This is a genomic window from Kitasatospora sp. NPDC056531, assembly GCF_042794375.1.
Classification (GTDB): Bacteria; Actinomycetota; Actinomycetes; order Streptomycetales; family Streptomycetaceae; genus Kitasatospora.
Window position 1 is genome coordinate 164,416 of sequence record NZ_JBHTTU010000004.1, and the last position, 23,642, is coordinate 188,057.

Annotated in this window: 18 protein-coding genes and 4 pseudogenes; 12 read left to right on the forward strand and 10 right to left on the reverse strand. The window is 73.6% G+C overall.

Annotated features, from left to right (window positions below; translation table 11 throughout):
* The first annotated feature begins 34 nt into the window (after nt 1-34).
* The 6 genes and pseudogenes from ACFQ87_RS07010 (at nt 35) to ACFQ87_RS07035 (ending at nt 5,842) form a co-directional block, all read left to right on the forward strand.
* Nucleotides 35-1,237, forward strand: coding sequence for a homogentisate 1,2-dioxygenase (locus tag ACFQ87_RS07010; protein WP_380609540.1), 1,203 nt, complete (start codon nt 35-37; stop codon nt 1,235-1,237).
* Nucleotides 1,234-2,130, forward strand: a complete 897-nt coding sequence (locus ACFQ87_RS07015; RefSeq protein ID WP_380609541.1) for a hypothetical protein — start codon at nt 1,234-1,236, stop codon at nt 2,128-2,130. Before ACFQ87_RS07010 ends, ACFQ87_RS07015 begins: the two co-directional genes overlap by 4 nt.
* Entirely contained in the window at nt 2,127-3,359 is a 1,233-nt protein-coding gene (gene fahA / locus ACFQ87_RS07020; RefSeq protein WP_380609542.1) for a fumarylacetoacetase, read from the forward strand. Before ACFQ87_RS07015 ends, fahA begins: the two co-directional genes overlap by 4 nt.
* A 138-nt stretch (nt 3,360-3,497) precedes the next feature.
* Nucleotides 3,498-3,593, forward strand: a pseudogene (locus ACFQ87_RS07025) (hypothetical protein); the annotation flags it as partial.
* Nucleotides 3,594-3,800: 207 nt separating this feature from the next.
* Nucleotides 3,801-4,859 carry an enoyl-CoA hydratase/isomerase family protein gene (locus ACFQ87_RS07030; protein ID WP_380609543.1) on the forward strand — a complete coding sequence of 353 codons (1,059 nt, stop codon included), beginning with the start codon at nt 3,801-3,803 and terminating at the stop codon, nt 4,857-4,859.
* A gap of 197 nt (nt 4,860-5,056) precedes the next feature.
* The gene (locus ACFQ87_RS07035; protein ID WP_380609544.1) at nt 5,057-5,842 is read left to right on the forward strand and encodes an enoyl-CoA hydratase; all 786 of its coding nucleotides are present in this window, start codon (nt 5,057-5,059) and stop codon (nt 5,840-5,842) included.
* A 185-nt stretch (nt 5,843-6,027) separates the two neighbouring features.
* Here the strand turns inward: ACFQ87_RS07035 and ACFQ87_RS07040 are convergent, their stop codons facing one another.
* Nucleotides 6,028-7,845, reverse strand: a complete 1,818-nt coding sequence (locus ACFQ87_RS07040; protein WP_380609545.1) for an NAD-binding protein — start codon at nt 7,843-7,845, stop codon at nt 6,028-6,030.
* A 152-nt stretch (nt 7,846-7,997) separates the two neighbouring features.
* Between ACFQ87_RS07040 and ACFQ87_RS07045 the strand changes: the two genes are divergently transcribed.
* Complete coding sequence (locus ACFQ87_RS07045; RefSeq protein ID WP_380609546.1) at nt 7,998-8,597, forward strand: HdeD family acid-resistance protein; 600 nt, start codon at nt 7,998-8,000, stop codon at nt 8,595-8,597.
* A 94-nt stretch (nt 8,598-8,691) separates the two neighbouring features.
* On the opposite strand, the gene ACFQ87_RS07050 is transcribed toward ACFQ87_RS07045, so the two are convergent.
* From ACFQ87_RS07050 to ACFQ87_RS07060, 3 genes are all read right to left on the reverse strand, one after another.
* Entirely contained in the window at nt 8,692-9,330 is a 639-nt protein-coding gene (locus ACFQ87_RS07050) for a DUF6461 domain-containing protein (RefSeq protein WP_380609547.1), read from the reverse strand.
* Between the two features lie 52 nt (nt 9,331-9,382).
* Nucleotides 9,383-10,807, reverse strand: a complete 1,425-nt coding sequence (locus ACFQ87_RS07055; protein ID WP_380609548.1) for a CoA transferase — start codon at nt 10,805-10,807, stop codon at nt 9,383-9,385.
* Between the two features lie 193 nt (nt 10,808-11,000).
* Nucleotides 11,001-12,275, reverse strand: a complete 1,275-nt coding sequence (locus ACFQ87_RS07060; protein WP_380609549.1) for a cytochrome P450 — start codon at nt 12,273-12,275, stop codon at nt 11,001-11,003.
* 266 nt (nt 12,276-12,541) lie between these two features.
* Here ACFQ87_RS07060 and ACFQ87_RS07065 point away from each other — a divergent pair, with 266 nt between their 5' ends.
* Nucleotides 12,542-13,465: a hypothetical protein gene (locus tag ACFQ87_RS07065; RefSeq protein WP_380609550.1), complete on the forward strand. Its 924-nt coding sequence runs from the start codon at nt 12,542-12,544 to the stop codon at nt 13,463-13,465.
* Nucleotides 13,466-13,789: 324 nt separating this feature from the next.
* On the opposite strand, the gene ACFQ87_RS07070 is transcribed toward ACFQ87_RS07065, so the two are convergent.
* Nucleotides 13,790-14,056: a zf-HC2 domain-containing protein gene (locus ACFQ87_RS07070; RefSeq protein WP_380609551.1), complete on the reverse strand. Its 267-nt coding sequence runs from the start codon at nt 14,054-14,056 to the stop codon at nt 13,790-13,792.
* 58 nt (nt 14,057-14,114) lie between these two features.
* Between ACFQ87_RS07070 and ACFQ87_RS07075 the strand changes: the two genes are divergently transcribed.
* Nucleotides 14,115-14,678, forward strand: coding sequence for a sigma-70 family RNA polymerase sigma factor (locus ACFQ87_RS07075; protein ID WP_380609552.1), 564 nt, complete (start codon nt 14,115-14,117; stop codon nt 14,676-14,678).
* 122 nt (nt 14,679-14,800) lie between these two features.
* Nucleotides 14,801-15,541, forward strand: coding sequence for an L-tyrosine/L-tryptophan isonitrile synthase family protein (locus ACFQ87_RS07080; RefSeq protein WP_380609686.1), 741 nt, complete (start codon nt 14,801-14,803; stop codon nt 15,539-15,541).
* An 81-nt stretch (nt 15,542-15,622) separates the two neighbouring features.
* Here ACFQ87_RS07080 and ACFQ87_RS07085 read toward each other — a convergent pair.
* The 3 pseudogenes from ACFQ87_RS07085 to ACFQ87_RS07095 all read right to left on the reverse strand — a co-directional run.
* A pseudogene (locus ACFQ87_RS07085) lies at nt 15,623-16,257 on the reverse strand (ABC transporter ATP-binding protein); the annotation flags it as partial.
* Nucleotides 16,256-16,420 (reverse strand): annotated as a pseudogene (locus ACFQ87_RS07090) (iron chelate uptake ABC transporter family permease subunit); the annotation flags it as partial. The pseudogenes ACFQ87_RS07085 and ACFQ87_RS07090, both read right to left, overlap by 2 nt.
* 190 nt (nt 16,421-16,610) lie before the next feature.
* Nucleotides 16,611-16,970, reverse strand: a pseudogene (locus tag ACFQ87_RS07095) (ABC transporter substrate-binding protein); the annotation flags it as partial.
* Nucleotides 16,971-17,105: 135 nt separating this feature from the next.
* On the opposite strand from ACFQ87_RS07095, the gene ACFQ87_RS07100 reads away from it, so the two are divergent.
* Together ACFQ87_RS07100 and ACFQ87_RS07105 are read left to right on the forward strand one after the other, a co-directional pair.
* Nucleotides 17,106-17,912 carry a helical backbone metal receptor gene (locus tag ACFQ87_RS07100; protein WP_380609553.1) on the forward strand — a complete coding sequence of 269 codons (807 nt, stop codon included), beginning with the start codon at nt 17,106-17,108 and terminating at the stop codon, nt 17,910-17,912.
* Nucleotides 17,913-17,962: 50 nt separating this feature from the next.
* On the forward strand, nt 17,963-19,003 hold the full coding sequence (locus ACFQ87_RS07105; protein WP_380609554.1) for a transglycosylase SLT domain-containing protein: 1,041 nt from the start codon (nt 17,963-17,965) through the stop codon (nt 19,001-19,003).
* Nucleotides 19,004-19,028: 25 nt separating this feature from the next.
* Here the strand turns inward: ACFQ87_RS07105 and ACFQ87_RS07110 are convergent, their stop codons facing one another.
* Together ACFQ87_RS07110 and ACFQ87_RS07115 are read right to left on the reverse strand one after the other, a co-directional pair.
* Nucleotides 19,029-21,509 carry a hypothetical protein gene (locus tag ACFQ87_RS07110; protein ID WP_380609555.1) on the reverse strand — a complete coding sequence of 827 codons (2,481 nt, stop codon included), beginning with the start codon at nt 21,507-21,509 and terminating at the stop codon, nt 19,029-19,031.
* A gap of 205 nt (nt 21,510-21,714) precedes the next feature.
* Nucleotides 21,715-23,289, reverse strand: coding sequence for a lipase maturation factor family protein (locus ACFQ87_RS07115; protein WP_380609687.1), 1,575 nt, complete (start codon nt 23,287-23,289; stop codon nt 21,715-21,717).
* Nucleotides 23,290-23,642 lie beyond the last annotated feature (353 nt).

A 23,642-nucleotide genomic window follows, 5' to 3' on the forward strand; every position in this document is an offset into this window, starting at 1 on the left:
CGGCCCTGACGGACGGTCGAAGAGGAGCACGGAGATGGCGTACTACCGGCAGCTGGGCAACATCCCGCCCAAGCGGCACACCCAGCACCGCACACCCGAAGGCGGGCTGTACTACGAGGAGTTGATGGGCGAGGAGGGGTTCTCCTCCGACTCGTCGCTGCTCTACCACCGGGGCATCCCCTCGGCGGTGGTCAACGCGGTGCCCTGGGAGCTCCCGGACCAGTCCACGGTGCCCAACCATCCCCTGCTCCCCCGCCACCTCAAGCTGCACGAGCTGTTCGCGGGCCAGGAGTGGAAGTCCGCGGACGTCGTGAACAGCCGCCGCCTGGTCCTCGGCAACGGCGACGTGCGGATCTCGTACGTCGCCGCCGGGGCCCCGAGCGAGCTGTACCGCAACGGGCTCGGCGACGAGTGCGTGTACGTGGAGTCCGGCTCGGGGACGGTCGAGACGGTCTTCGGCTCGATCGAGGTCGGCCAGGGCGACTACGTGATCATCCCTCGGGCCACCACCCACCGCTGGGTGCCCTCCGGGGACGAGCCGCTGCGCGCCTACTGCATCGAGGCGAACAGCCACATCACCCCGGTCAAGCGCTACCTGTCCAAGTACGGGCAGCTGCTGGAGCACGCGCCGTACTGCGAGCGGGACTTCCGCGGGCCGGTCGGGCCGCTCGTGGTCGACACCCCCGGGGACGTCGACGTGCTGGTCAAGCACCGTGGCCCGAACGGGGTTTCGGGCACCCGCTACACCGTGCCGCACCACCCCTTCGACGTGGTGGGCTGGGACGGCTGCCTGTACCCGTACGCCTTCAACATCCGGGACTTCGAACCGATCACCGGCCGGATCCACCAGCCGCCGCCGGCCCACCAGGTGTTCGAGGGCAACAACTTCGTGATCTGCAACTTCGTCCCCCGCAAGGTGGACTACCACCCGCTGTCGGTCCCGGTGCCGTACTACCACGCCAACGTGGACAGTGACGAGGTCATGTTCTACTGCGGCGGCGACTACGCGGCCCGCAAGGGCTCGGGCATCGGCCAGGGCTCGATCTCGCTGCACCCGGGCGGGCACACCCACGGACCGCAGCCGGGCGCGTACGAGCGCAGCATCGGCGTGGACTTCTTCGACGAGCTGGCCGTCATGGTGGACACCTTCCGGCCGCTGGAGCTCGGCGAGGGCGGACGGGCCAGCGAGGACGACAACTACGCCTGGACCTGGGCCGGTCGGGGGCCCGGGCGATGAGCGCTCCGGTCTCCACGGGTGTGATCCCCGAGCTGTTCCGCGGGCTCTTCGACGACGCCGCGGTGTTCCCCCCGGGGAACCTGCCGGTCGCCGAGGCGGTGCCCGCGCACCGCGTCCACCGCACGGCCTGGTACGCCGAGGCGGTCGGCCCGCTCCTCTGCGGGGCGGGCCGGCTGGGCGAGTTGGCCGCCGTGCCCCCGACCTCCGGGGCTGTGGGCGGCGCGCAGGAGGCGGGCGCCACGCCGCTCAGGGTCGGGCTCGTGCTGCCGGGGGGCAGCGCGGAGCTCGCCCCGGCGCTCGCCGCCGCCGCGCCGTTCGAGCTGGCCGGTGTCGAACTGGCCACCCGGGACGCCGCCGAGGCGGTCGCCGAACTGGACCGGCTGCTGCCGCCGCACGTACCGGCCGCCGTCGAGCTGCCGCGCGAACTCCTGCGCGGGGACGGACTGGACGCGGTGCTGGACGTGCTGGTCGACAGCCCCTACCGGGCGAAGTTCCGCACCGGCGGGCTGGTCGCGGAGGCGTTCCCGGACGAGGACGAGCTGGCCGCCTTCCTCACCGGCTGCGCGCTGCGCGGCCTGCCGTACAAGTGCACGGCCGGACTGCACAACGCCGTCCGGCACACCGACCCGGAGACCGGCTTCGAGCACCACGGCTTCCTGAACGTGCTGCTGGCCGCGCGGGAGACCGACCGGGCGGCCGCGGCGGCGGTGCTGGCGGAGCGGGACGGCGAGGTACTGGCCAAGGCCGCACGCTCGCTGACTGATCGTCAGGTTACGGTGATCCGCAACTCGTTCACCGCGTTCGGCACCTGCAGCATCGCCGAGCCGCTGGGCGACCTGGCCGCACTCGGCCTGCTGTCGTCGCCCGATCCACTGCCCCAGGAGGACCGTTGAGCACCACCCCCAGCAGCCCGCGCAGCTGGCTCGCCAGCGCCCAGGACTCGCCGTTCGGCGTGCACAACCTGCCGTACGGCGTCTTCACCGCCGCCGACCAGCCCGGCCGGCGCCGGATCGGCGTGCGCGTCGGGGACTTCGTGCTGGACGCCGGGGCGGCCGCCCGCGCCGCCGGGGCGCCGTCCGTGCTGCTGGAGGCGGACTCGCTCAACCCGCTGATGGCGGCCGGACGCCCGGTCTGGACGCAAGTGCGCTCCGACCTGACCACCTGGCTGACTGACGAGTCCTTCCGCGAGGCGCTCTCGCCCGCGCTGCTGCCGGCGGACGAGGTCGAGCTGCACCTGCCGTTCGAGGTCGCGGACTACGTCGACTTCTACGCCTCCGAGCACCACGCCAGCAACCTGGGCCGGATCTTCCGCCCGGGTACGGAGCCGCTCACCCCCAACTGGAAGCACCTGCCGATCGGTTACCACGGCCGGGCGGGCACCGTGGTGGTGTCCGGTACGCCGGTGGTGCGTCCGCACGGGCAGCGCAAGGCGCCGACCGACGCCGCGCCGACCTTCGGGCCGTCGCGCCGGCTGGACATCGAGGCCGAGGTCGGCTTCGTCGTCGGCACGCCCTCGCAGCTGGGGCGGCCGGTCGTGCTGGACGACTTCCGCGAGCACGTGTTCGGCGTCTGCCTGCTCAACGACTGGTCGGCGCGCGACATCCAGGCCTGGGAGTACGTGCCGCTCGGCCCCTTCCTCGGCAAGTCCTTCGCCACGTCGGTCTCGCCGTGGATCGTGCCGCTGGACGCCCTGCAGCACGCCCGGGTCGCACCGCCGGAGCGCGACGTCGAGCCGCTGCCGTACCTCGACGACCGGGGCAACGAGCCCTGGGGCCTGGACCTGGCGATGGAGGTCCGGCTGAACGGGCACCCGATCTCCCGGCCGCCGTTCGCCGCGATGTACTGGACGGCGCAGCAGCAGCTGACCCACATGACCGTCAACGGCGCCTCACTGCGCACGGGCGACCTGTTCGCCTCGGGCACCGTCAGCGGGCCGCAGCCGGACACCCGGGGCGCGCTGATCGAGCTGACCTGGAACGGCGAGGAGCCGGTGAAGCTGCCGGACGGGACGACCCGGACCTTCCTGGAGGACGGCGACGAGGTCACCATCACCGCCACGGCCCCGGGGCCGGACGGCGCGGTGGTCGGGTTCGGCGAGGTGACCGGGCGGGTGCGGGGGTAGTGGTGCGCACCCTTCGCGACGGATGACAGACAACAGCTAACGGATGACAGCTGACAGATTTCACCATCTGTCAGCTGTCACACCGCCGCCACCAACGTCACCCCGCAGGACGCCGAGGTCCAGGCGCACCTGCGCGAGCTGCGCGACCGGAACAAGCCGGTCTTCGAGGACCGTCTGCGTACCGCGCGGCACGACGGCGAACTGCCGCCCGAGGCCGATCCGAAGGCCCTGGCCGGATACCTCGCCGCGGTGATCCAGGGCATGTCCCAGCAGGCCCGCGACGGCGCCACCGCCGACGACCTGGCCCGCACCGCCGAACTCGCCCTGCGCGCCTGGCCGTAGCCGAGCCACCCGGTCCCGGCCCGGCGATCAGGACCACCCGCGCGCCCCGGTACGGTGGAGCACGGAAGTCCACATCACCGAGGGACGGGAGCGGGTCCGATGAGCGCAGAGGTGGCGGAGGTCCAGGCCTTCCTGGACGAGAACGGCGACGGCGGCCTCGGCCGGATCGTGCTCAACCGCCCGCGGGCGCTCAACTCACTGACCCACGGCATGATCACCGCCCTGCGCGCGACCCTGGACGACTGGGCCGCAGACGGCCGGGTGCGCGCGGTCGTGCTGACCGGCGCCGGCGAGCGCGGCCTCTGCGCCGGCGCGGACATCCGCGCGATGCACGACGACGCGAAGGCGGGCGGGGCCGGCACCCGCGCCTTCTTCCGCGACGAGTACCGGCTGAACGCGCTGATCGCCGACTACCCGAAGCCGTACGTCGCAGTGATGGACGGCATCACCATGGGCGGCGGCGTCGGCCTGTCCGCGCACGGCGCGGTGCGGATCGTCACCGAGCGCTCCGTGGTCGCGATGCCCGAGACCCGGATCGGGCTCGTCCCCGACGTCGGCGGCAGCCGCCTGCTCGCCCACGCCCCGGGCGAGCTGGGCACCCACCTCGGGCTCACCTCGGCCTCGATGGGCCCCGGCGACGCCCTGCTCTGCGGCTTCGCGGACCACTACGTCCCGTCCGCACGCCTCCCCGAGCTGCTCGACGCCCTCGCCGGCAGCGCCGACCCGACCGCCGCCGTCGCCGCGCACGCCGAGCCCGCGCCGCCCGCCGAGCTCGCCGCCCGGCGCGAGTGGATCGACGCCTGCTACGCGGCCGACACCGTCGAGGAGATCGTCGAGCGGCTGCTCAACTCCGGCGTGCCGGACGCGAAGGAGGCCGCCGGGCTGGTCCTCGGGAACTCCCCCACCGCCGTCAAGGTCACCCTGGCCGCGCTGCGCCGGGCCCGTACGCTGCCCTCGCTGAAGGCCGTGCTCGACCAGGAGTACCGCATCTCCTGCGCCGCGCTGGACGGCCACGACCTGGTCGAGGGCATCCGCGCCCAGGTGGTCGACAAGGACCGCAACCCGCAGTGGTCGCCGCGCACGCTCGCCGAGGTGACGGAAGCCGACGTTGCGCGCTTCCTCGCCCCGCGCGAGGACGACGAGCTGGGCCTGGCCTGACCCCGAGCCCGCCATGACCCGCCCGGTGCCGACGACGCCGGCACCGACGCTGACACGGACGCTGGCCGGGGACTCCGCCACGCTCGTGACCGGCGTCTCGCATGTCAAGACTGGCGCGAGGCGGGGCGCGTCGTAGATCGTTGGGTGGTCAGGGCGCGCCCGCGCGGCGCCGAGCAGCGGAATGGGAGTCAACGGCGATGACCGAGACCGAGACCTACGAGACGATCCTGGTCGAGCGCAAGGGACGGGTGGGCCTGATCACGCTCAACCGGCCCAAGGCGCTCAACGCGCTGAACACCCAGCTGATGAACGAGGTCGTGGCGGCCGCCACCGCCTTCGACCGGGACCCGGAGATCGGGTGTCTGGTGATCACCGGTTCGGAGAAGGCCTTCGCGGCCGGCGCCGACATCAAGGAGATGCAGGGCAACCACTTCCCGGACGTCTACCTGGACGACTGGCTGGGCCCCTGGGACCGGCTCGGCGCGCTGCGCAAGCCGGTGGTGGCGGCGGTGGCCGGCTTCGCGCTGGGCGGCGGCTGCGAGCTGGCGATGCTGTGCGACATCCTGCTGGCGGCGGACACCGCGAAGTTCGGGCAGCCGGAGATCAAGCTCGGTGTGATCCCGGGCATCGGCGGCTCGCAGCGGCTGACCCGGGCGGTCGGCAAGGCGAAGGCGATGGAGCTGTGCCTGACCGGCCGGATGATGGGCGCCGAGGAGGCCGAGCGGGCCGGCCTGGTTTCCCGGATCGTCCCGGCCGACCAGCTGCTCGACGAGGCGCTGGCCACCGCCGAGGCCGTCGCAGCGATGTCCACCCCGGCGGCGATCATGATGAAGGAGAGCGTCAACCGCGCCTTCGAGACCACGCTGGCGGAGGGTGTCCGCTTCGAGCGCCGGTTGTTCCACGCCGCCTTCGCCACGGCGGACCAGAAGGAGGGCATGTCGGCCTTCGCCGAGAAGCGCCCGCCGAAGTTCGAGAACCGCTGACGGCGGGGGCGGGCGGTCCACGGGGAACGCCCGCCTGCTGACGGCGAACAACTGACAGCGAACAACTGACGGATGACGGCTGACAGATTTCAGGCGATGAAATCTGTCAGCCGTCATCCGTTCGCGGCCGTCTGTCCACGGTCCGCCGTCACCCGCCCGCCGTCACCCGCCCTCGGCCGCGCGCCTCACCCCTCCTCCACCAGCACCGTGTTGAGCCGCGCCAGCCCGCTGCGGGTGGCGGCGACCACGATCCGGTCGCCCGGGGTCAGCTGGCGGGTGCGGTCCGGGAAGTTCCACTGCAGGTGCGTACTGCGCGCGAAGCGGACGGCGATCACCCGGACGCCGCCCGGGTCCTCCAGGTCGTGCCGGTTCAGGCCGATCAACCCGCTGCCGTCCTCGACCGCCAGCTCGGCGATCAGCAGCACGTGCCGGAACACCGACAGCGTCCCGCGCACCTCGCTGCCCATCAGGGCGGCCGCGAAGGCGGGCGCGGCCAGGTAGGACACCGACCGGGAGGCCGCGTTGTCCAGCGTCTTGTAGAAGTGGCCGGCGAAGTTGTCGTCGAACAGCCGCACCACCACCCGCACCTCGGGATTGCCGTGCCGCGCCTCCAGCGCCGCCTCCAGGTTGGTGGCGTCGTCCCCGCTGACCGCGACCACCGCCCGGCTGTGCTTCAGCCGGGCGCGGCGCAACTGCTCCTCGAACGGCCCGTCGCCCAGCACGACCGGGATGCCGAGCGCCCGGACGGCGGCGATGCCGCGGGCCTGCGGGTCCCGTTCCATGCAGACCACCGGCACGCCCAGGTCGTGCAGCTGGGTCGCGACGCGGGTACCGACGTTGCCGAGCCCGACCACGATCACGTGGTCCCGGGTGCCCGCGCTGGGGTTGCGGGGCAGCCCGCGCCGTCCGGAGCCGAGCACCTCGACCGCGATGGCGGTGGCGACCGGCGCGAAGGTGATCCCGCAGATGGTGATGACCACCTGGGCGACCCGCTGCCAGATCCCGCCCGTCCCGGTCCCGGCGGCGATGTCGGCCTGCTGGTCGGGCTGGGCGGCGCCGGCCAGGTCGAGCAGTGAGATGTAGACGGTCCAGCCGAAGTCCCGGTTGAGGTACCAGAGCACGCCGAAGGCCATCAGCACCGCGGCGAGCGCGGTGAGCAGCACCAGCCGCATCCGGGCGCTGGTGAAGAACCGCATGGTGTCGAGCACCCGCCAGCGCAGCCGTCGTGCCCAGCTGATCGGCTCCCGGGGTTCGACGGGGAGCGCCTGCAGCGCGGCTCTCCCGCCCGGCGCCTCCGCGGGCTCGGCGGCCGGCACCACCGGTTCACGGTGCACCCCACCGGGGAGGACCGGTCCGTCGTCGCCGAACTCTCGGGCGAGGCGGACGAACTGGGCCGAGTCGCCCTCCTGTACCGGCAGCAGACGGATCTTGCTGAGGTCCTGCCGGTCGATCTGGTCGGCGACCACGCAGATCCGGTCGGAGGTGATGGCGTCGTCGAAGGCGATGTGCAGGTACCGTCCGTCGACCTCGACCGCGTTGGGTCGCCCGAGCGCGGCGGCGGCGAAGGCCGGGGCGGCGGTGGCGGAGCCGGAGAGCGCGGCGCCGTTCTTGAGCAGGCGTTGGATGTTCTCGCCGAGTCGCTGGTTGAACATCCGGAACACGATCCGGATGTCCGGGTTGTGCTCCTGGGCGCCGAGCGCGGCGTGGATGTTCTCCTGGTCGCTGCCCTCGACCAGCGCGAGTCCACGGGCGGTGCCGATGGACACCGCGCGCAGCGCCTCCTCGGTGACGCTCGGGTACTCGACCACGGCGGCGACACCGGGGAGTTGCTCGATCTGCGGCGCGTGGTCGCGGGTCCGGTCGGCGACCAGGACGACGACCGGGACCTCGTAGTGCTCGACGAGTTCCAGGACCAGCCGGTGCGCCAGCGCGTTGCCCCCGCAGACGATGTAGTGCTGGCTGATCGGCTCGACCGGAGGGGTCCCCCACCCTTCAGAAGTCATACCGCCGGATGATATCGACGACGAGTGACCGGAGGGTGTCATTCCGGCAACTGCCGGAAGTCACTCGACCGGACGCACCGACGCGCCGCCTGACAGCGGAACGACGAGGCTGGGATGCGTTCTGTGCCCCCAGCCCCGAGGAGTACCCCACCGTGGCCCCTCCGATCATCACCCCCGACGGCACCCCGGTCCAGGGCCCGCTCGGCATGCTCGCCAGGGCCGCCTGGCAGGTGCTCCTGGCCGCCGGTGTGGCCTCGCTCGCCCTCGGCATCATCGTCTTCTCCTGGCCCCGGGAGACGCTGCTGGTGGTGGGCGTGCTCTTCGGCCTCTACCTGCTGGTCATCGGCATCGTCCAGCTGGTCGCCGCGTTCGGCACCCACACCACCACCGCGATGCGGGTGCTGGCCTTCATCAGCGGCGCGATCAGCGTGCTGCTCGGGCTGCTCTGCTTCCGCAGTGCGGCGCAGTCGCTACTGCTGCTCGCGCTCTGGATCGGCATCGGCTGGCTGTTCCGCGGCATCACCCAGTTCGCCGCCGCGATCTCCGACCCACTGATGCCCGCCCGCGGCTGGCAGGCCTTCGCGGGTGTGGCCAACACGCTGGCCGGTGTGCTGCTGATGGTCTGGCCGGTCGGCTCGATCGCCGCGCTGACCGTGCTGGCCGGGTGCTGGCTGCTGATCCTGGGCGTGGTCGAGATCGCGACGGCCCTCCAGATGCGCGGCCGGGCCAAGCGGATCCCTCCGGGGGTCTGACCGGCCTCCACGCCGCGGCCTCCGCCCGAGAAGGCGGTCGCCGCACAGCCCCGGGGCCGCCACCGCTCCCGGCGCCGTGCTATCCCCTCCGCCGCTACGGCCGGGGCGCGTAGCCGAGCCGGAAGGTGGCGGCCTCCAGCCGTTCCGGGCTGAGCCGGACGTCGGTCAGCCGCTCGGCGAGCGCGAACGCGGCCTCGGTGTGCAGCTCGTAGCGCTCCCCGTCGAGCTGGAATCCGCAGGCCGTCAGCAGCTCCGGGATGCCCGGGGCCTCGGCGTCCGTGCCGTTCCGCTGGTCGACGAAGAGCGGCTCGAAGTCCAGCCGGCAGGTGCCGTGCTCCCACCAGTGGAAGTGGTCCGCCGCGTTGACGTTCCGGAAGTGCGAGACCAGCCGGGTGCCCTCCCCGAGCCGGGGGACGACCTCGTACAGGCTGCCGAGGTAGCCGTACGGCTCGATCGCGAGCGCCCAGCCGTCGAGCTCGGCGACGGCGACGAGGATCCGGTCCTCATCCAGGTCGAACAGCTCCTCGGCCTCCTCGTCCTCCCCGTCGTCGAAGGTCTCCCAGGCGGCGAGCACCGCGTTGAGCCCGGTCACCTCCCGGCCGGTCAGGGCGTCGAAGCGGTGCAGCAGTTCGTCGGCGTCGACCCCCTGGACCTGGGTGAGGCAGTAGGCCTCGCCCAGGACGGGGTAGCGCTTCTCGAACCAGGTGTAGTCGGTGGCGTGTGCGGCGGTCATGCGCAGGATGTTGCCAGACCCCGCTGACATCGCCCGCCGCGCCCCTGGTCACTCAGTGCCAGACCGGCGCGTCCGTCCCCCAACGCCCGGGCGGGCGCGCCCAGTCGACGGGCGCGCCCTCGTAGCCGATGGGCGGCAGGGCGTGCCGCAGCCGTCCGTACGCCGAGTCGGTCTCGGTGAGCCGGTACGTCGGGTCGTACGGCTCGGCGCCCGGGCGCGGTGCGGCCGTCGGCCCGGGCTCGATGCCGTGCAGCAGCCAGGAGGCGGTGCCGGCCAGGGAGAAGCGCAGGTGGCGGCCGCCGGGGCGGTCGGTGCGCTGGTCGGTGAGGGCGCGCAGGACGGCGGCGGCGAGGAGGTAGCCGGTGCCGTGGTCGAGGGCCTGGGCGGGCAGGACGCCGGGGCGGCCGTCGGGGGCCGCCTCGTGGGCGGCGATGCCGACGCCGGCCTGGACCAGGCTGTCGAAGCCGCGGCGGCCGGCCCACGGACCGGTCCAACCCCAGGCGCAGAGCTGGGCGAGGACCAGGTCGGGGCGGCGGGCGAACAGCGCGTCAGCGGCGAGGCCGTGGGCGTCCAGGGATCCGGGGCGGTAGCCGGTGACGACGACGTCGGCGGTGTCGAGCAGGCCCTCGAAGACGGCGAGGTCGGCCGGGTCGGCGAGGTCCAGGCGGGTGGAGCGCTTGCCGAAGCCGGTGTCGGCGTGGGCGTCCTCGGCCTCGGGCAGCCGGGGCGAGTCGATCCGCAGGACGTCGGCGCCGAGCAGGGCGAGGGTGCGGGTGGCGACCGGTCCGGCTATCACCCGGGTGAGGTCGAGGACCCGGATCCCGGCGGCGGGCCGGTCCACCGGGGCGGCGCCGAGCGGACGGACGGGCGCGGCCCCTGTCTCCCGGCGCTCCACCAGGGGGTGCATCGCCGCACTCACCGGCGCGACCGCCACGGCGAGCGCCCCCGCCGCGTACGCGCGCTCCTGCACCTGCTCGGCCGGCAACTTGCCGAGCGCCTCGGCGAGCTGGTCGGCCCCGGCGTCCGGGGCGAGGTCGAGGACGGCGAGCAGCCGGTCCCGGTGGTGCGGGTAGTTGGCGTGGGTGCGGACCCAGCCGTCGGCTGTGCGCCAGAACCCGGAGTGCGGAGCGAAGCTGACGGGCATACGGCCGTCGATCGCCAGGTGCCGCTCGCTGACGAAGGCGGCGGCGACGGCCCCCTCGTCCACCCGGACGGCGGGGACGGGCCCGCCCGCGCGGTGCGCGGCCAGCTCGGCGGCGGCCAGCGAGCAGGCGGCCACGGTGGCGCGGGCGAGCCGGCGCACCGGCAGACCGGAGGGCAGGCCGTCCCGCGGGCCGCGGAAGCCGACCCGGTCCAGGAGTTCGGCCGGTCCGCCGAGGGCGGCCCAGGCGTCGGCGGTGGGACGGTCGGCGGTGGGACGGTCGGCGGTGGGACGGTCGGCGGGCCCGCCCCCGGACGGCATCGGACGATCTGTCATGCCCGGCATTGTGCTCCGCACCCCGCGCTCCCGCCGTGACGCCCGCCACTGGGCGCTCTTCGCGCACGACCACGCGGTCCGGGAGATCGCCTGACGGATCATCGGGGACGCAAACGCGGGCCCGGGCGAGGACTCGGACGAGGGTTCGAGCGAGGACCCGGGCGAGGGCTCCGGTCCGGGGCCGGGCAAGCGCTCAGAAGGTGAACCGCAGCGAACGGACCCGGTGGTCGAAGCTGGACGGGACGAGCTCCGGCGCGCCGACCGACCGCACGTCGGGCAGCCGGGTGAACAGCTCGCGCAGCAGCGCCGCCATCTCCTGCCGGGCCAGGTGGGCGCCGAGGCAGTAGTGCGGTCCGCCGCCGCCGTAGCCGAGGTGGGGGTTGGGGCTGCGGGTGATGTCGAAGGCGTCCGGGTCGGGGAAGACCGCCTCGTCCCGGTTCGCCGAGCCGTAGTACAGCGCGACCTTCTCCCCTGCCCGCAGCAGCGGGCCGCCGGGGCCGCCCAGCTCGTGGTCCACCGCGACGGTCCGGCGGAACTGGATGATCGGCGTGGCGTGCCGGACGATCTCGTCCACCGCACCGTCGAGCCGCCCGTCCAGGTCGGCGAGCAGCAGGGCCCGCTGCTCGGGGTGGACGGTCAGCAGGTGCAGGCCGTGGGCCAGCGCGTTGCGGGTGGTCTCCACCCCGGCCACCAACAGCAGGGTGAAGAAGGCGCCCAGCTCCCGGCCGGTGAGTCGGCGGCCGTCCACGTCGGCGGTGACCAGCGCGGAGATCAGGTCCTCGGCGGGCCGGCGGCGGCGCTCGCGGCCGATCCCGGCGACGATGCCCTGCATCCGGGCGAGCGCCGCCAGCCCGCGCCCGGGCACCCGGAACCGGCGGCGCAGCGGACGGGCCACGCCGATGTCCTCGGAGGTGCGGTTGACCAGGTCGAGGATGGCGCGGCGCGATTCCGCGGGGATGCCCATCATGGTGCAGATCACCTGGAAGGGGAGCTCGGCGGCGACCGCACCGACGAAGTCCTCGGGCCGACCGCGCTCGACCCCGTCCACCAGGGCAGTGGTGATCCGGTGGACGTCCTCCTCGACCCGGCCGAGCAGCCGCGGGGTGAAGGCCCGCGAGACGATCCGGCGCAGCTGGGCGTGGCGGGGGTCGTCGAGGTTGACCATCGAGTCGCCGAACAGCACCCGGACCCAGCGGGCCGGCTCGGGGGTGGTCACGCCCGGGCCGGAGAGGAAGACGGCGGGGGTACGGCTGGCCTCGACCACGTCGGCGTGCCGGACCAGGGCGTGGAACCCGCGACCGGTGGCACGGTCTCCGAAGTACACCGGGGCGGGGCGGCGACGCAGCTCGGCGAAGGCGGCGGCTCGGGCGGGGGCGGGCAGCTGCCAGAAGCGGGGGTCGGCGAGGTCGGGGGCGGCTGACGCCGGGGTGGCCGGGGTGGCCGTGAAAATCTCCGTCGGGGCGTCCATGGGCCTGCCTCCTACTTCCGGGCCGCTTCCTTCCGACACATACGTTCCGTGCTGCGGTGTGCACATTTAGTGAGCAGGGGATGTGTGATGTCAAATCGCATCGATGGCTGCATGAATGGGTGATACGAGCGGCTGATCGGTTCACCTATCGGCCGAGCCGGTGAAAGCCGGGAAGCCGGGAAGCCGGGAAGCCGGGCATGGTCTCACGGGACGGAACCGGCCAATACCGGAGGGTGCGGTACGGGCCGGGCAAGGCGGGTGCGACGATGAGTGTCATCGTGATGACCGACCGGATCCGCCTGCTGCGCGCCGCGGTCTTCGCCGCGCTGTGCGTGGCGATGGCCGCCACGGCGCACGTCGCCATGGCCGGGACCGGAGTCTCGCCGCCGGTGTTGTTCGGCGCGTTCGGGACGGTCCTCGGGCTGACCTGGCTGCTGGCCCGGAAGCCGCGCGGGCTCGGTGTGATCAGCGTGTGGATGGTCGCGGCGCAGAGCGCGCTGCACCTGCTGTTCGAACAGGCCGGGTCGTTCGGTCGCGGGGGCGGCGGTCTAGGCCGGCTCGCCACCACGGACTGGGCCGCCCTGCTGCTCTGCAACCCGAACCGGGTGCCGAGCGGACTCTCCCCCGTCGAGCTGGCACGGATGGCCGGCATCGACCCGGACGTCCCGCCGACGATCGGCAGCCTGCGCCCCCTGGCGGGGATGCACCACGGGACGGCGGCCGGGTCGGCCGACGGGATGGCCATGGACACGGGCCTGCCCGGGATGACGGGAATGCCTGGGATGCCGGGCATGTCGCCCGGGACGTCCCACGCGATGCCGTCGGGGATGTCGCATGACCTGTCCGGCGGGATGACACACGGGATGCCCCCCGGCATGTCGCACGGCATGTCGCACGGCATGTCGCCGGGGATGGCGGTCGCCCACGTGCTGGCGGCGCTGGCCTGTGCGCTGCTGCTCTGGCGCGGTGACGTCGCACTGGTGCGGCTCTTCGAGCTGCTCGGCGCACTTGGGAGCGTGGTCGCGGGGGCGCTGCTGCTCCCGCTGCTGGCGCTGGCCGCCCACCCCTTCGGGTACCGGCCGCCGGCACCTCCCCGGCCCGCCGACCGACCTGCCCGGCTGCCCCGGTCGGCGCTGCTCACGCATGCCGTCGTCCGGCGCGGCCCGCCGGCGTTCGCCCCCGCCTGCTGACGCGCCCGCCGCGCCCCTCCCCCAGCCGACCTCGGCCACTGCAGGGACCTCCGTGACGGGCAGGTCGCCCTGTCGTGCCGTCGTCCGTCGCACCCCGCTGCCACAGCACCTTCGGGTCGCCGTGCCGGAGTGCGGCCACGCACCGTGCCGAGCAGGGTTCGGGCCCGCGTTCGCCGACGCCTCCTGCGGGAGGTGCGGTGTGCCGCGCGATCGCCCCATGGACGTCTGCGGTACCGCTGCGCGCGGCGCCGTTCCCAGCCTTCCCCTCGGGACCTTCCCATGCCTCACTACGACGGCGCACCGGCTCCGGCCTGCGCCACCGCCCTATCGCTCCGCGCCCTGCGGGCCCCCTGGAGCGTGACCGACCGGACCTTCCGCCTCCAGCCTGGCCAGCAGCCGGGCCGACCACTCCGGCGACGGCCCGTCGGTGACAGCCGCCCACACCTGGCCGCGCAGCCGCTCGGCCCGGTCGTACCACTCCCGGCAGCGGGTGCAGCGCGCGAGGTGCTTGTCCAACCGGGCGTCCGACAGGCCGCTCGATTCACCGTCGAGTCGGGCGGACAGAGCAGTACGGAACTGCGCGCATCTCATGTGACCATCGTCTCGCACGGCCGGTGCGCCGGAACGGCGGGCCCGGCGGGAGGCCGCCGTGGATGACGACCAGCTCACCGCGCTCGCGCTGATCGCCCGATCGGGCCGGGCGGCGGACGTCGAGGCCTTCGTCCGTGCGACCCAGCGGGACGTGTGGCGCTTCGTCGCCCACCTGACGGACGTCCAGTCCGCCGACGATCTCGCTCAGGAAACCTTCCTGCGCGCATTGCGCGGCCTGCCCGCCTTCGCCGGACGCTCCTCGGCCCGCACCTGGCTGCTGTCCATCGCCCGGCGCACAGTGATCGACCGGTACCGGATGGCCGCCGTCCGGCCGCGCTGCGCGGCACTGCCGGACTGGCAGGAGGCGGCGGAACGGCAAGGCGCCACCCCGACGGTTGGGTTCGAGGACGGGATCGCCCTCGGGGACCTGCTCGACCGGGTGCCCGCGCAGCGGCGGGAGGCCTTCGTGCTGACCCAGGTGGTCGGCCTGAGCTACGCCGAGGCGGCGGAGGTCGCGGGTTGCCCCGTCGGCACCGTCCGTTCCCGGGTCGCCCGGGCACGCGAGGAACTGGTGGCGCGACTGCGGGCGGCCGAGACCGGGGAGCTCGCGGCGGCCTGCTGAGCGGAGGCGGGCAGCCGACAGCGGACAGGGAACAGATTGCAGATGACAGATAACAGCTGACAGATTTCGAAATCTGTCAGCTGTTATCCGTTCGCCGAAAAGCGCCCCAGTCGGCGGACTTCATCGCCGCCGGTGACCCGATCGTGTTCACCCTGCCGGGCTTCCCGTGCAAGTCACCGAACCCGGCGAAGGTGCCCGGCCACCTGCCCGACGAGGGCGAGCGGCTGTCCCTGGCCTTCCTCGACGAGCTGTGTGCCCGGATCGGCTGGATATACCCGCCCGGCGCACGGATCCTGATCTGCTCGGACGGACACATCTTCGGCGATCTGATCAACGTCCCGGACGAGCACATCGACGAGCACTCGGACGAGCTGACCGCGATGATCGAGCGCGAGGGCCTGCGCCACCTCGCCACCTTCGATCTGCGGGCGGTGCTCGGCGACCCGCCGTACGACGAGAAGCGTGCCCGGGTGCACGAGTGGTACGCACCGAGCGTCGAGCAGTTGCGCGAGCAGGTGGTGACCGAGGAGGAGACGCTGCGGCTCTACCGCGGCATCACCCACTTCCTCACCGAGGACACCGTGGGCTTCCCCGGTACCAAGTCGGCCTTGCAGCGGGAGTGCCGTCGCCGGGCGTACGAGGTGATCCAGCGCAGCTGCGCCTGGGGCGAGTTGATCGCCGAGCAGCACCCGAGGTCGGCGCGGCTCTCGATCCACCCGCAGCCCGCCGGGGTGCTGAAGTTCGGCATCCGACTGTTGCCGGCGGACGACGCCTGGATGACGCCCCGACACTCGGCTGTGCTCCACCGGCCGGACGGCAGGCGGGAGTTGCGGCTCAACGAAGAGGCCGCGCGGCTCGGCTGACTGGTGATGCACCTCGGTCGGCCGAGCCACTACGAGAGCCGCTGAACCCGGGCCTCCGAAACAAGGCCACTGAAACCCGGTCTACGGAACCGGGGCTACCGGAGCACGGCGGCGCCACACACCGAAGACCTCCGCCAACAGTTCGGCGGTCAGCACCTCGCGCGGCGCCCCGGAGGCCACCAGGGCGCCGCGGTGCAGCACGTGCAGCCGGTCGCAGACCGAGGCGGCGGCGTTGAGGTCGTGCAGCGCGACCAGGGTGGTGCGGCGCTGCTCCCGGAACAGGGCGAGGAGTTCGACCTGGTGGCGGACGTCCAGGTGGTTGGTCGGCTCGTCCAGGACCAGGACGTCCGGCTGCTGGGCGAGCGCACGGGCGAGCAGCACCCGCTGCCGTTCGCCGCCGGACAGTTGGGCGAAGCGGCGGTCGGCGGCCTCGGTCATGCCGACCCGGACCAGCGCCTCGGCGGTGATCCGGTGGTCCTCGCGTCGTCGGCGGCGGAGGCCCGCTTGTACGGGGTGCGGCCCATCGCGACCACCTCACGCACGCTCAACTCGAAGTCCCCGCCGCGCCCCTGGGGCAGCGCCCCGATGTGCCGGGCGGACTGCGCGGGTCGCAGCTCGGCCAGGTCCCGCCCGGCCAGCAGTACCCGCCCGGTGCTCGGCCGCAGGTGCCGGTAGACGGTGCGAAGCAGGTTGGACTTGCCGCTGCCGTTGAGCCCAGACGGCGCCGCCGAGGCTGCCCATGGGCCAGAACAGCACGCCCCGGGTCTGCTGCTCGTCGCGGGTCTGCAGGACGAGGTAGCTGGTGATGCCGCTGAGGAACTGGGCGATGCCGATGTCGGCCAGCACCAGCCGCAGCGGGGAGAAGCCGCCGGGGAGACGGTGAGGCCGAGCGCGCTGCCGAAGGAGAGTTCGAGACCGACGGCGGCGGTCAGCGCGAGCAGCAGGGCGACGGCCAGCGCGACAGCCAGCGGCTCGGCCCGCAGGGTGCGGGCCGGGCGGCGGCGGCATCGACAGAATCGGTGGAATCGGTGGAGCCGGTGGCATCGACGTGCGCGGCCGAAGACACGCTCTACTGGCCGTTCTTGACGAGGTCGGGGTAAACGGTGGCGGCGATCTGCCGGACGGCGTCGGCGTTGCGCACACCGGCGATGGTGGTCACCTCGGAGCCGAGCCGCACGAAGGGCCCCTCCTGGACGGCTTTCAGGCCCTGGGTCGCAGGGAAGCTCCTCAGGAACCCCTCGGCGTCGTCGAAGGCCTTGCGGGTGGCCTCCTTGCTGCCCCGGTTGCGTACGGCGAGCTGGATCCAGCCCGGATTCTTGGCGACGACGTCCTCCCAGGATCCCGGCTTGAAGTCGGCGTCGATGTCGGCGAACACGTTGCGGGCCCCGGCCTGGGTGATCACGGCGTTGGCGACCTGCCGGCCGCAGATCGTGCTGCGGGCCCACGGTGCGGACCCGGACCAGGTAGTCGGGCCGTAACCACGGCGGGTTCCCGACGATTTCCGCACCGCCGACGGGCACCACCGACGAACGCCGCACAACCGCCCTGCCCGTAGGGTGGCCGGATGGCCGAACCCACCCTGCTGCGCGACGACCTCGACCTGCCCGTACGGCTCGGGCCGCACCCGCCGCGCCGGGTGGTCTCGCTGGTGCCCTCGCTGACCGAGGCGGTCGCCGCCACCGCGCCCGACCTGCTGGTCGGCGCCACCGACTGGTGCAGCCACCCCGCCGACCTGGCCGTCACCCGGATCGGCGGCACCAAGAACCCGGACGTGCCGAGCATCCTCGCCCTCGAACCGGACCTCGTGCTGGCCAACGACGAGGAGAACCGGCGCCCCGACCTGGACGCGCTGCGGGCCGCCGGGGTGCCGGTCTGGGTCACCGACATCCGCACTCTGGATGATGCGTTCCGCTCGCTGGACCGCCTGCTCACCGCCGCCTGCCGACTGCCCCGCCCGGCCTGGCTGGACGAGGCGGAGACGGCCTGGCGCGAGGTACGGCCGACGGCGGACGGCCCGCGCGTGATCGTGCCGATCTGGCGCCGCCCGTGGATGGTGCTCGGCCGCGACACCTTCGCCGGGGACCTGCTGCACCGCCTGGGCCTGCGGCTCGTCCACGCCGACCACCCCGAGCGCTACCCCGCCGTGCCGCTGCCCGAACTCCTGGCGAGCGGAGCGGAGTTGGTGGTGCTACCGGACGAACCGTACCGCTTCACCGCCAAGGACGGCCCGGAGGCGTTCCCGAACGTCCCGGCCGCGCTGGTCAGCGGACGGCACCTCACCTGGTACGGCCCCTCCCTGGTCGCCGCGCCGACCGTGCTGCGGCAGGCGATCGACCACCCGTTCGTACAGGGTTCGATGCCCACATCGTAGGATGACCGCCACTCGTCGGGATCACCGGCGACAAGTGGGGGGAACCACGCATGAGGCTGAGCACCACCCGGCGGACACTGATCCTGGTGTCCGCCACCGCCGTCTCGACCGCCGTCCTGGCGGGCTGCGGCACCAAGCACGCCGACAACCACCAGAACGCGGCGGCGACCGGCACGGCTGCGGCGGCCACCGCCTCGCCGAGCGACACGCCGAGCCCGAGCCCGTCCACGAGCGCCGCCCCGACACCGACCGACTCGGTGTCAGCCGGCCCCAGCGCCTCGCGCAGCCCGAGCGCCGCCGCCAGTACCGGGGCGGGCAAGACGGCGAAGGCCGCACCGAGCACCCAGCCGGGCCCCGCCAAGCCGGCCACCGGCAACGCGGCCCCCGCGCCCGCCACCCAGCCGCCGGTCGAGAAGCCCGTCGTCGCCGCCCCGGTACCGACCGCCAAGCCCGGCGCGGTCGCGCTCCCGCCGCCGCCCGCACCGCCGGCCCCGCACGTGCCACCGCTGCAGAGCGGCTGCCAGCCCAGCAAGCCCCAGCCGGACGAGCCCAAGGAGACCGTCGGCGCGGCGCTCGCGGCAGCGGCCGGCCAGTCCCGGGTGCTCACCCTCAGCTCGGGCGGCACCGACAAGCTCCCGCCGCTGCCGGTCAACCTGGTCAAGGCGATCGCCTGGCAGGAGAGCGGCTGGCAGTCCGGCATCCTCGCCTGCGACGGCGGGATCGGCACCATGCAGGTCATGCCGAACACCGTCAGCTGGATGAACGGCAAGTTCGGTACGACCTCCGACCCGAAGACCCTCGCCGGGAACGTGCAGCTCGGCACCCAGCTGCTCAACTGGCTGGTCGCCTACTACGGCGACTCCTCCTTCGGCGGCAAGTACGACCTCTCCCCCGACCCGGCCACCGGCAAGACACCGCTGCTCGACCTGGTCATCTCGGCGTACAACGCGGGCGCGGGCAACGTGCACTACAACGCGGTCACCGACCCGACCACGGGCGAGGTCGTCGGCAGCCTGGACATCCCGAACCCGAAGTACGTGTCCAACGTGAAGGCGCTGATGTCCAGCCAGCCGTGGAACAAGGCGGGCTGACGAGCCACGGCGCTTGACTGCCGGCCTACATGCAGCACAGGGCCCGGGGCGGTCGTGCGTCCCTGGGCCCGTTCTTTGTGTTGGAGCGTTGGCCTTCTCCGGCGGTGGCCGCCGCGCCCAACTCCCCCCCTACTCGGGGACCGAGGCGGGCGAAGCCCAGCTCCTTCATGGCGGCCCGGAGCAGCTCCTCGTCGGTCCGCCCGGTACCGTCGCCGTCGACCCAGCGGACGACGGCGAGCAGCTCGTCGGCCGAGTAGGCGGTCACGGGGCGGCCGGGGGTGAAGTCCGGCTTCTCGGGACGGCCGGTGGGGGCCTCTGCAGGCTCGACAGCGGTCGGCTCGACGACGGGGGTTTCCTCGACGGCCTCGGGCTCGACGGCGGGCTCCTCGGCCTCGACGGCGGGAACCTCGGCGACGACGGCGGGAACCTCGGCGACGACCTCGGGCTCCTCGGCCTCGATGGCGGGAACCTCGGCGACGACCTCGGGCTCCTCGGCCTCGATGGCAGGAACCTCGGCGACGACCTCAGGCTCGACGGCGGGCTCCTCGGCCTCGACGGCGGGAACCTCGGCGACGACCTCGGGCTCCTCGACCTCGACGGCGGGAACCTCGGCGACGACCTCGGGCTCGACCTCGGGCTCCTCGACCTCGACGGCAGGAACCTCGGCAGCCTCGGCCTCCGTCACCGGCTCAGCGACCTCCGCGACCTCCGCGCCGTCAGCTTCAGCGGCCGGCTCCTCGACCTCGACCTCGACCTCGACCTCAGCAGCCTCGGGCTCGGCGATCCCAGCCTCGACGAACTCCTCAACCCCGGCAGCAGCCTCTTCGACCTCGGTGGCAGAACCCTCATCGGCCACCTCGACCTCAACGGCCTCGGCAGGCTCGGCGATCGCAGCGTCGGTCAGCTCCTCGACCTCAGCCGCCGGCTCCCCGACCTCAACGGCAGGGGCCTCGTCGGCAACCTCAGCCTCAGCGACCGGTTCCTCGACGGCAGGTACCTCGGGCTCAGCGACCTCGACGGCAACCACCTCGGCCTCGACCTCGGCCACCGGCTCGGCGTCGGCAGCCTCCTTCACCACCTCTTCGACGGCCTCGACCTCGGCGACAGGCTCCTCCGCCTGCTCCGCCCCCGTCTCGTCCGCAGCTGCGGCCTCGGCCAGCGCGGCGGTCGCGGCGGCCACCAGGTCGTCGGCGGCCGGGGAGGGCGCCGGGAGGGACACCACGGCGGCCGGGGTCTCCTCCTCCGTCACATCCTCCACCGCAGCCGACTCGACCTCGACGGAGTTCAGGTGCGAGCCCGACGGCGTCTCGACAGCCTCGGCGTCGACCCCGTCCTCGGCCTCGGCCTCGGTCTCGGCCTCGGTCTCGGTCTCGGTCTCAGCCACGGAAGCCTCGGCCTCGACCGGAGCCGTCACCGAAACCGGCGCCTCCTCCGCGAGGCCGTCCCGCTGGCCGCCGGCCAGGGCCTGACGCGCGGCAGCCTCGGCATCGGCGTCCGACGCCTCCACCTCCGGCACCTCGACCAGCGACTCCCCGGCACCCGTCTCGTCCGACTCCGCCAGCCCGTCCCGCTGCCCACCCGCGAGCGTCTGGCGCGCCGCGTACGCGGCCTCGGCGGCGCGGCGGTCGGCCTTGGCGGCGGTGAGCTCGGCGATCAGGTCGCCGAGGCCGGCCTCCTCCAGGGTGGCGCGCAGGCTGCGGATGGTGGGCAGGCGGTAGAGGGTGCCCTCGTCGGCGGCGAGGCGCTCGACCAGGTCGACCAGGTCCGCGAAGGCGATCCCGTCGAGGTCGTGCTCGGGCAGCAGGCGGGCGAGGCCGCGCAGTCCGGTGTTGATGGCCTCGATGGCCTGGGCGGTGCGGTCGACCAGGGCGCCGTCGGCGGGCACGGTCGGGAGGGTGCCGGCCGGGGCGAGGGCCGCCCAGGCGCGGCGCTCGATCTCAGCGGAGGTGAGGGCCTCGTGCAGGTCCTCGCGGCGGACCCGGCGGTCGGTGGCCAGGGCGACGGCCTGCTTGCGCAGCGAGCGGCCGCGCAGCCAGGAGAGCTTGACGCCGTTCTCTCGGCGCCAGCTGCTGTCCGCGGTGGCGGCCACGAGGGCGGTGAGGTCGGCGTCGTAGGCCGCGGTGGTGAGGGTCGCGGAGGTTCGGTGCACCCGCTGGAGCATCTCGACCAGCAGCGCGGTCTTGGCCATCGTGGCGGGTTCGTCGAGCTTGGCCTCGGCGGCCAGTGCGGTGACGGCTTCCCAGGTCTGCTGGAGGTCGCGACCGCGCAGCTCGGCGAGGGCGGTGGAGGCGGCGCGGGCGTCCTCGGGGGTGGCGACGGTGTCGACGGCCGCGTACCAGGCGTGGGTGTCGGCACGGACGGTGAAGGCGCCGAGTTCGGCGTAGCGGCCGAGGTCCTCGCGGAGGTCGGGCTCCGCGGCGGCGTCCTGGGGGTCCTTGACGTCTACGGCGCCGGCGACGTCCGCCGGGTCGGCTGCGTCGGCGTTGCGCGAGTGAAGCACTGTCATGTGTGGTCCGGTTCTGGGCGTCGACGGCGGGGCTGGCGGCGAGGGGGCGACGGACCGGGTGCGCGGAGTGCCCCTGGGGCGGGGCCGGGGGGCGCGCGGTCGGGCCGCCGGTTGTGGAGGCCCAGAATACGGGTGCCCGTTCGAGCCTTGCACGCACCCACCGCCGGACGGGCCGGTGTCGTGTGCCATACCGCCCGCCTGGACGCTACTCGGGAGGGCCACCCGGGTGGCCCTCCCCTGGTCCGGACGGGTGGCCGGGGTGCTCCGTCCGGGGTGGGCGGGGCCGCCGCAGCCCGTCCAGCGGGACCTTGCGGGCGCTGCGGACCGGTCGGCCGAGCGGCGGGCGGTAGCCGGCCCGACCGAGGGTGTGCGCGTCGACCGGCGCGAGGTACTCGTGCAACGCGGTGCGGTGCCACCACGCGCCGGTTTCCCGCAGTTCGCGCCATCCGGTGAACCGGTAGAGATAGAGGGTCGCCCGGACGTGGGTCGGCGGGTCGTCGGGGAAGGGGTTGTGGCGCAGCAGCCGGAGGGTCGCCCGGTCGCCGGCCAGCAGGCGGGCGACGAAGGGCAGGAACCAGGGGCGGGCGTAGGCGGGCGAGATGCCGGCGAACCACATCAGCCAGTCGAGCCGCAGGTGGTAGGGGGCGTACTGGCGCGGGAGGCGACGCACGTCGCCGGGTTTGCCCTTGAAGCCGTACTCGCGCCAGACGGTGTGCGGGGTGAGGACGGCCTCGTCGGTACCCTCGACCACGACCTCCTGGCGCAGCCGGTTGACGCTGCCGAAGGCGCCGTAGGTGTTGACGAGGTGGAGCCGGTTGAAGGAGCGGTTCATCACCTGGCGGCGCGAGACCATGTTGGTGACCGGCCAGTAGCTGAGGACGAGGACGGCGACGGTCAGTGCGATCACCAGCGCCTCGTACCAGAGGGGGGCGCCGGGGTACCGGCGGGCGTGCACGGGCAGGCCGAGGCGGGCCGGTTCGACGGCGGCGAGGGCGAGGGCGATGGTCAGCCAGTTGAGCCAGGCGAAGTTGCCGGAGGCGACCAGCCACAGCTGGGTGGCGAGCACGGCACAGGCCGCGTAACTCGCGATCGGCTGCGGGAGCAGCAGGCCGACCGGGACGACGAGTTGGACGAAGTGGTTGGCGGCTGCCTCGACACGGTGCAGCGGGTCGGGCAGGTGGTGGAAGAACCAGCTGAGCGGTCCGGGCATCGGCTGGGTCTCGTGGTGGTAGCGCAGGCAGGTCAGGTCACGCCAGCAGCTGTCGCCGCGTAGTTTGATCAGTCCGGCGCCGAACTCGACCCGGAAGGCCAGCCAGCGCATCAGCCACAGGACGAGGGTGGGCGGGGCGGTGCCGGCGTTGCCGAGGAAGGCGGCCAGGAAGCCCGCTTCGAGGAGCAGGGACTCCCAGCCGAAGGAGTACCACGTCTGCCCGACGTTCACGATGGAGAGGTAGAGGACCCAGAGCACCGCCCAGAGCAGGACGGAGGCCCAGAGCGGGACGACGTCGCCGAGTCCGGCGGCGACGGCGGCGGCCAGGGCGGCGCCGCTCCACGAGACGGCTGCGAAGAAGCGGTCGCTGTAGTGGAGGTGGAACAGGCTCGGGGCCTGGCGGAACGGGACGCGGGCGGTGAAGCGGGGCACCGGCAGCATGCCGTCGGCGCCGATCAGGGCGCGGAACTGCGCGGCGGCGGCGAGGAATCCGATCAGGTAGAGGCCGGCGAGCAGGCGTTGGACGAGCAGCCGGCTCAGCCAGTAGTCGGGGGCGGCGAACCAGTCCATGCGGCCCATGCCTACCATCGGCGGCCCCCGCCCGGGCCCGGCCGGGGCGCGGGCGGCGGACGGTTCACCCGCTCGGCCCGAGGCGAAGGGCGGTAAGCCGAACGGCGGTGACGCGAACGGCGGTGAGGCGAAGGCTGCTGGGGCGCAGGACGGTGAGGCGGATGGGTGGTGAGGCGCCGACCGGTGGGGCAAGGGGCCGTGCACCGCTGTGCCGCACGCGCGGCGCCCGGACGGCACAGCGGCGGGGGGGGGCTCCCCGGGGGGGGGGGGGGTCCCCCCCCAAGGGGGGGAGGGGCGGAGGGGGGGGGGGGAGGGCGAGGGGGGGGGGTGGTGTTTGGGGGGGGGGGTTGGGG

Coding starts and splice junctions, on each gene's coding strand:
- ACFQ87_RS07115 (WP_380609687.1), bottom strand. CDS start 23,289: ATGGACTGGTTCGCCGCCCCCGACTACTGGCTGAGCCGGCTGCTCGTC.
- ACFQ87_RS07050 (WP_380609547.1), bottom strand. CDS start 9,330: ATGACCGCCGCACACGCCACCGACTACACCTGGTTCGAGAAGCGCTAC.
- ACFQ87_RS07030 (WP_380609543.1), top strand. CDS start 3,801: ATGAGCGCAGAGGTGGCGGAGGTCCAGGCCTTCCTGGACGAGAACGGC.
- ACFQ87_RS07100 (WP_380609553.1), top strand. CDS start 17,106: ATGGCCGAACCCACCCTGCTGCGCGACGACCTCGACCTGCCCGTACGG.
- ACFQ87_RS07105 (WP_380609554.1), top strand. CDS start 17,963: ATGAGGCTGAGCACCACCCGGCGGACACTGATCCTGGTGTCCGCCACC.
- ACFQ87_RS07055 (WP_380609548.1), bottom strand. CDS start 10,807: ATGACAGATCGTCCGATGCCGTCCGGGGGCGGGCCCGCCGACCGTCCC.
- ACFQ87_RS07015 (WP_380609541.1), top strand. CDS start 1,234: ATGAGCGCTCCGGTCTCCACGGGTGTGATCCCCGAGCTGTTCCGCGGG.
- ACFQ87_RS07035 (WP_380609544.1), top strand. CDS start 5,057: ATGACCGAGACCGAGACCTACGAGACGATCCTGGTCGAGCGCAAGGGA.
- ACFQ87_RS07010 (WP_380609540.1), top strand. CDS start 35: ATGGCGTACTACCGGCAGCTGGGCAACATCCCGCCCAAGCGGCACACC.
- ACFQ87_RS07060 (WP_380609549.1), bottom strand. CDS start 12,275: ATGGACGCCCCGACGGAGATTTTCACGGCCACCCCGGCCACCCCGGCG.
- ACFQ87_RS07065 (WP_380609550.1), top strand. CDS start 12,542: ATGAGTGTCATCGTGATGACCGACCGGATCCGCCTGCTGCGCGCCGCG.
- ACFQ87_RS07040 (WP_380609545.1), bottom strand. CDS start 7,845: ATGACTTCTGAAGGGTGGGGGACCCCTCCGGTCGAGCCGATCAGCCAG.
- ACFQ87_RS07110 (WP_380609555.1), bottom strand. CDS start 21,509: ATGACAGTGCTTCACTCGCGCAACGCCGACGCAGCCGACCCGGCGGAC.
- ACFQ87_RS07070 (WP_380609551.1), bottom strand. CDS start 14,056: ATGAGATGCGCGCAGTTCCGTACTGCTCTGTCCGCCCGACTCGACGGT.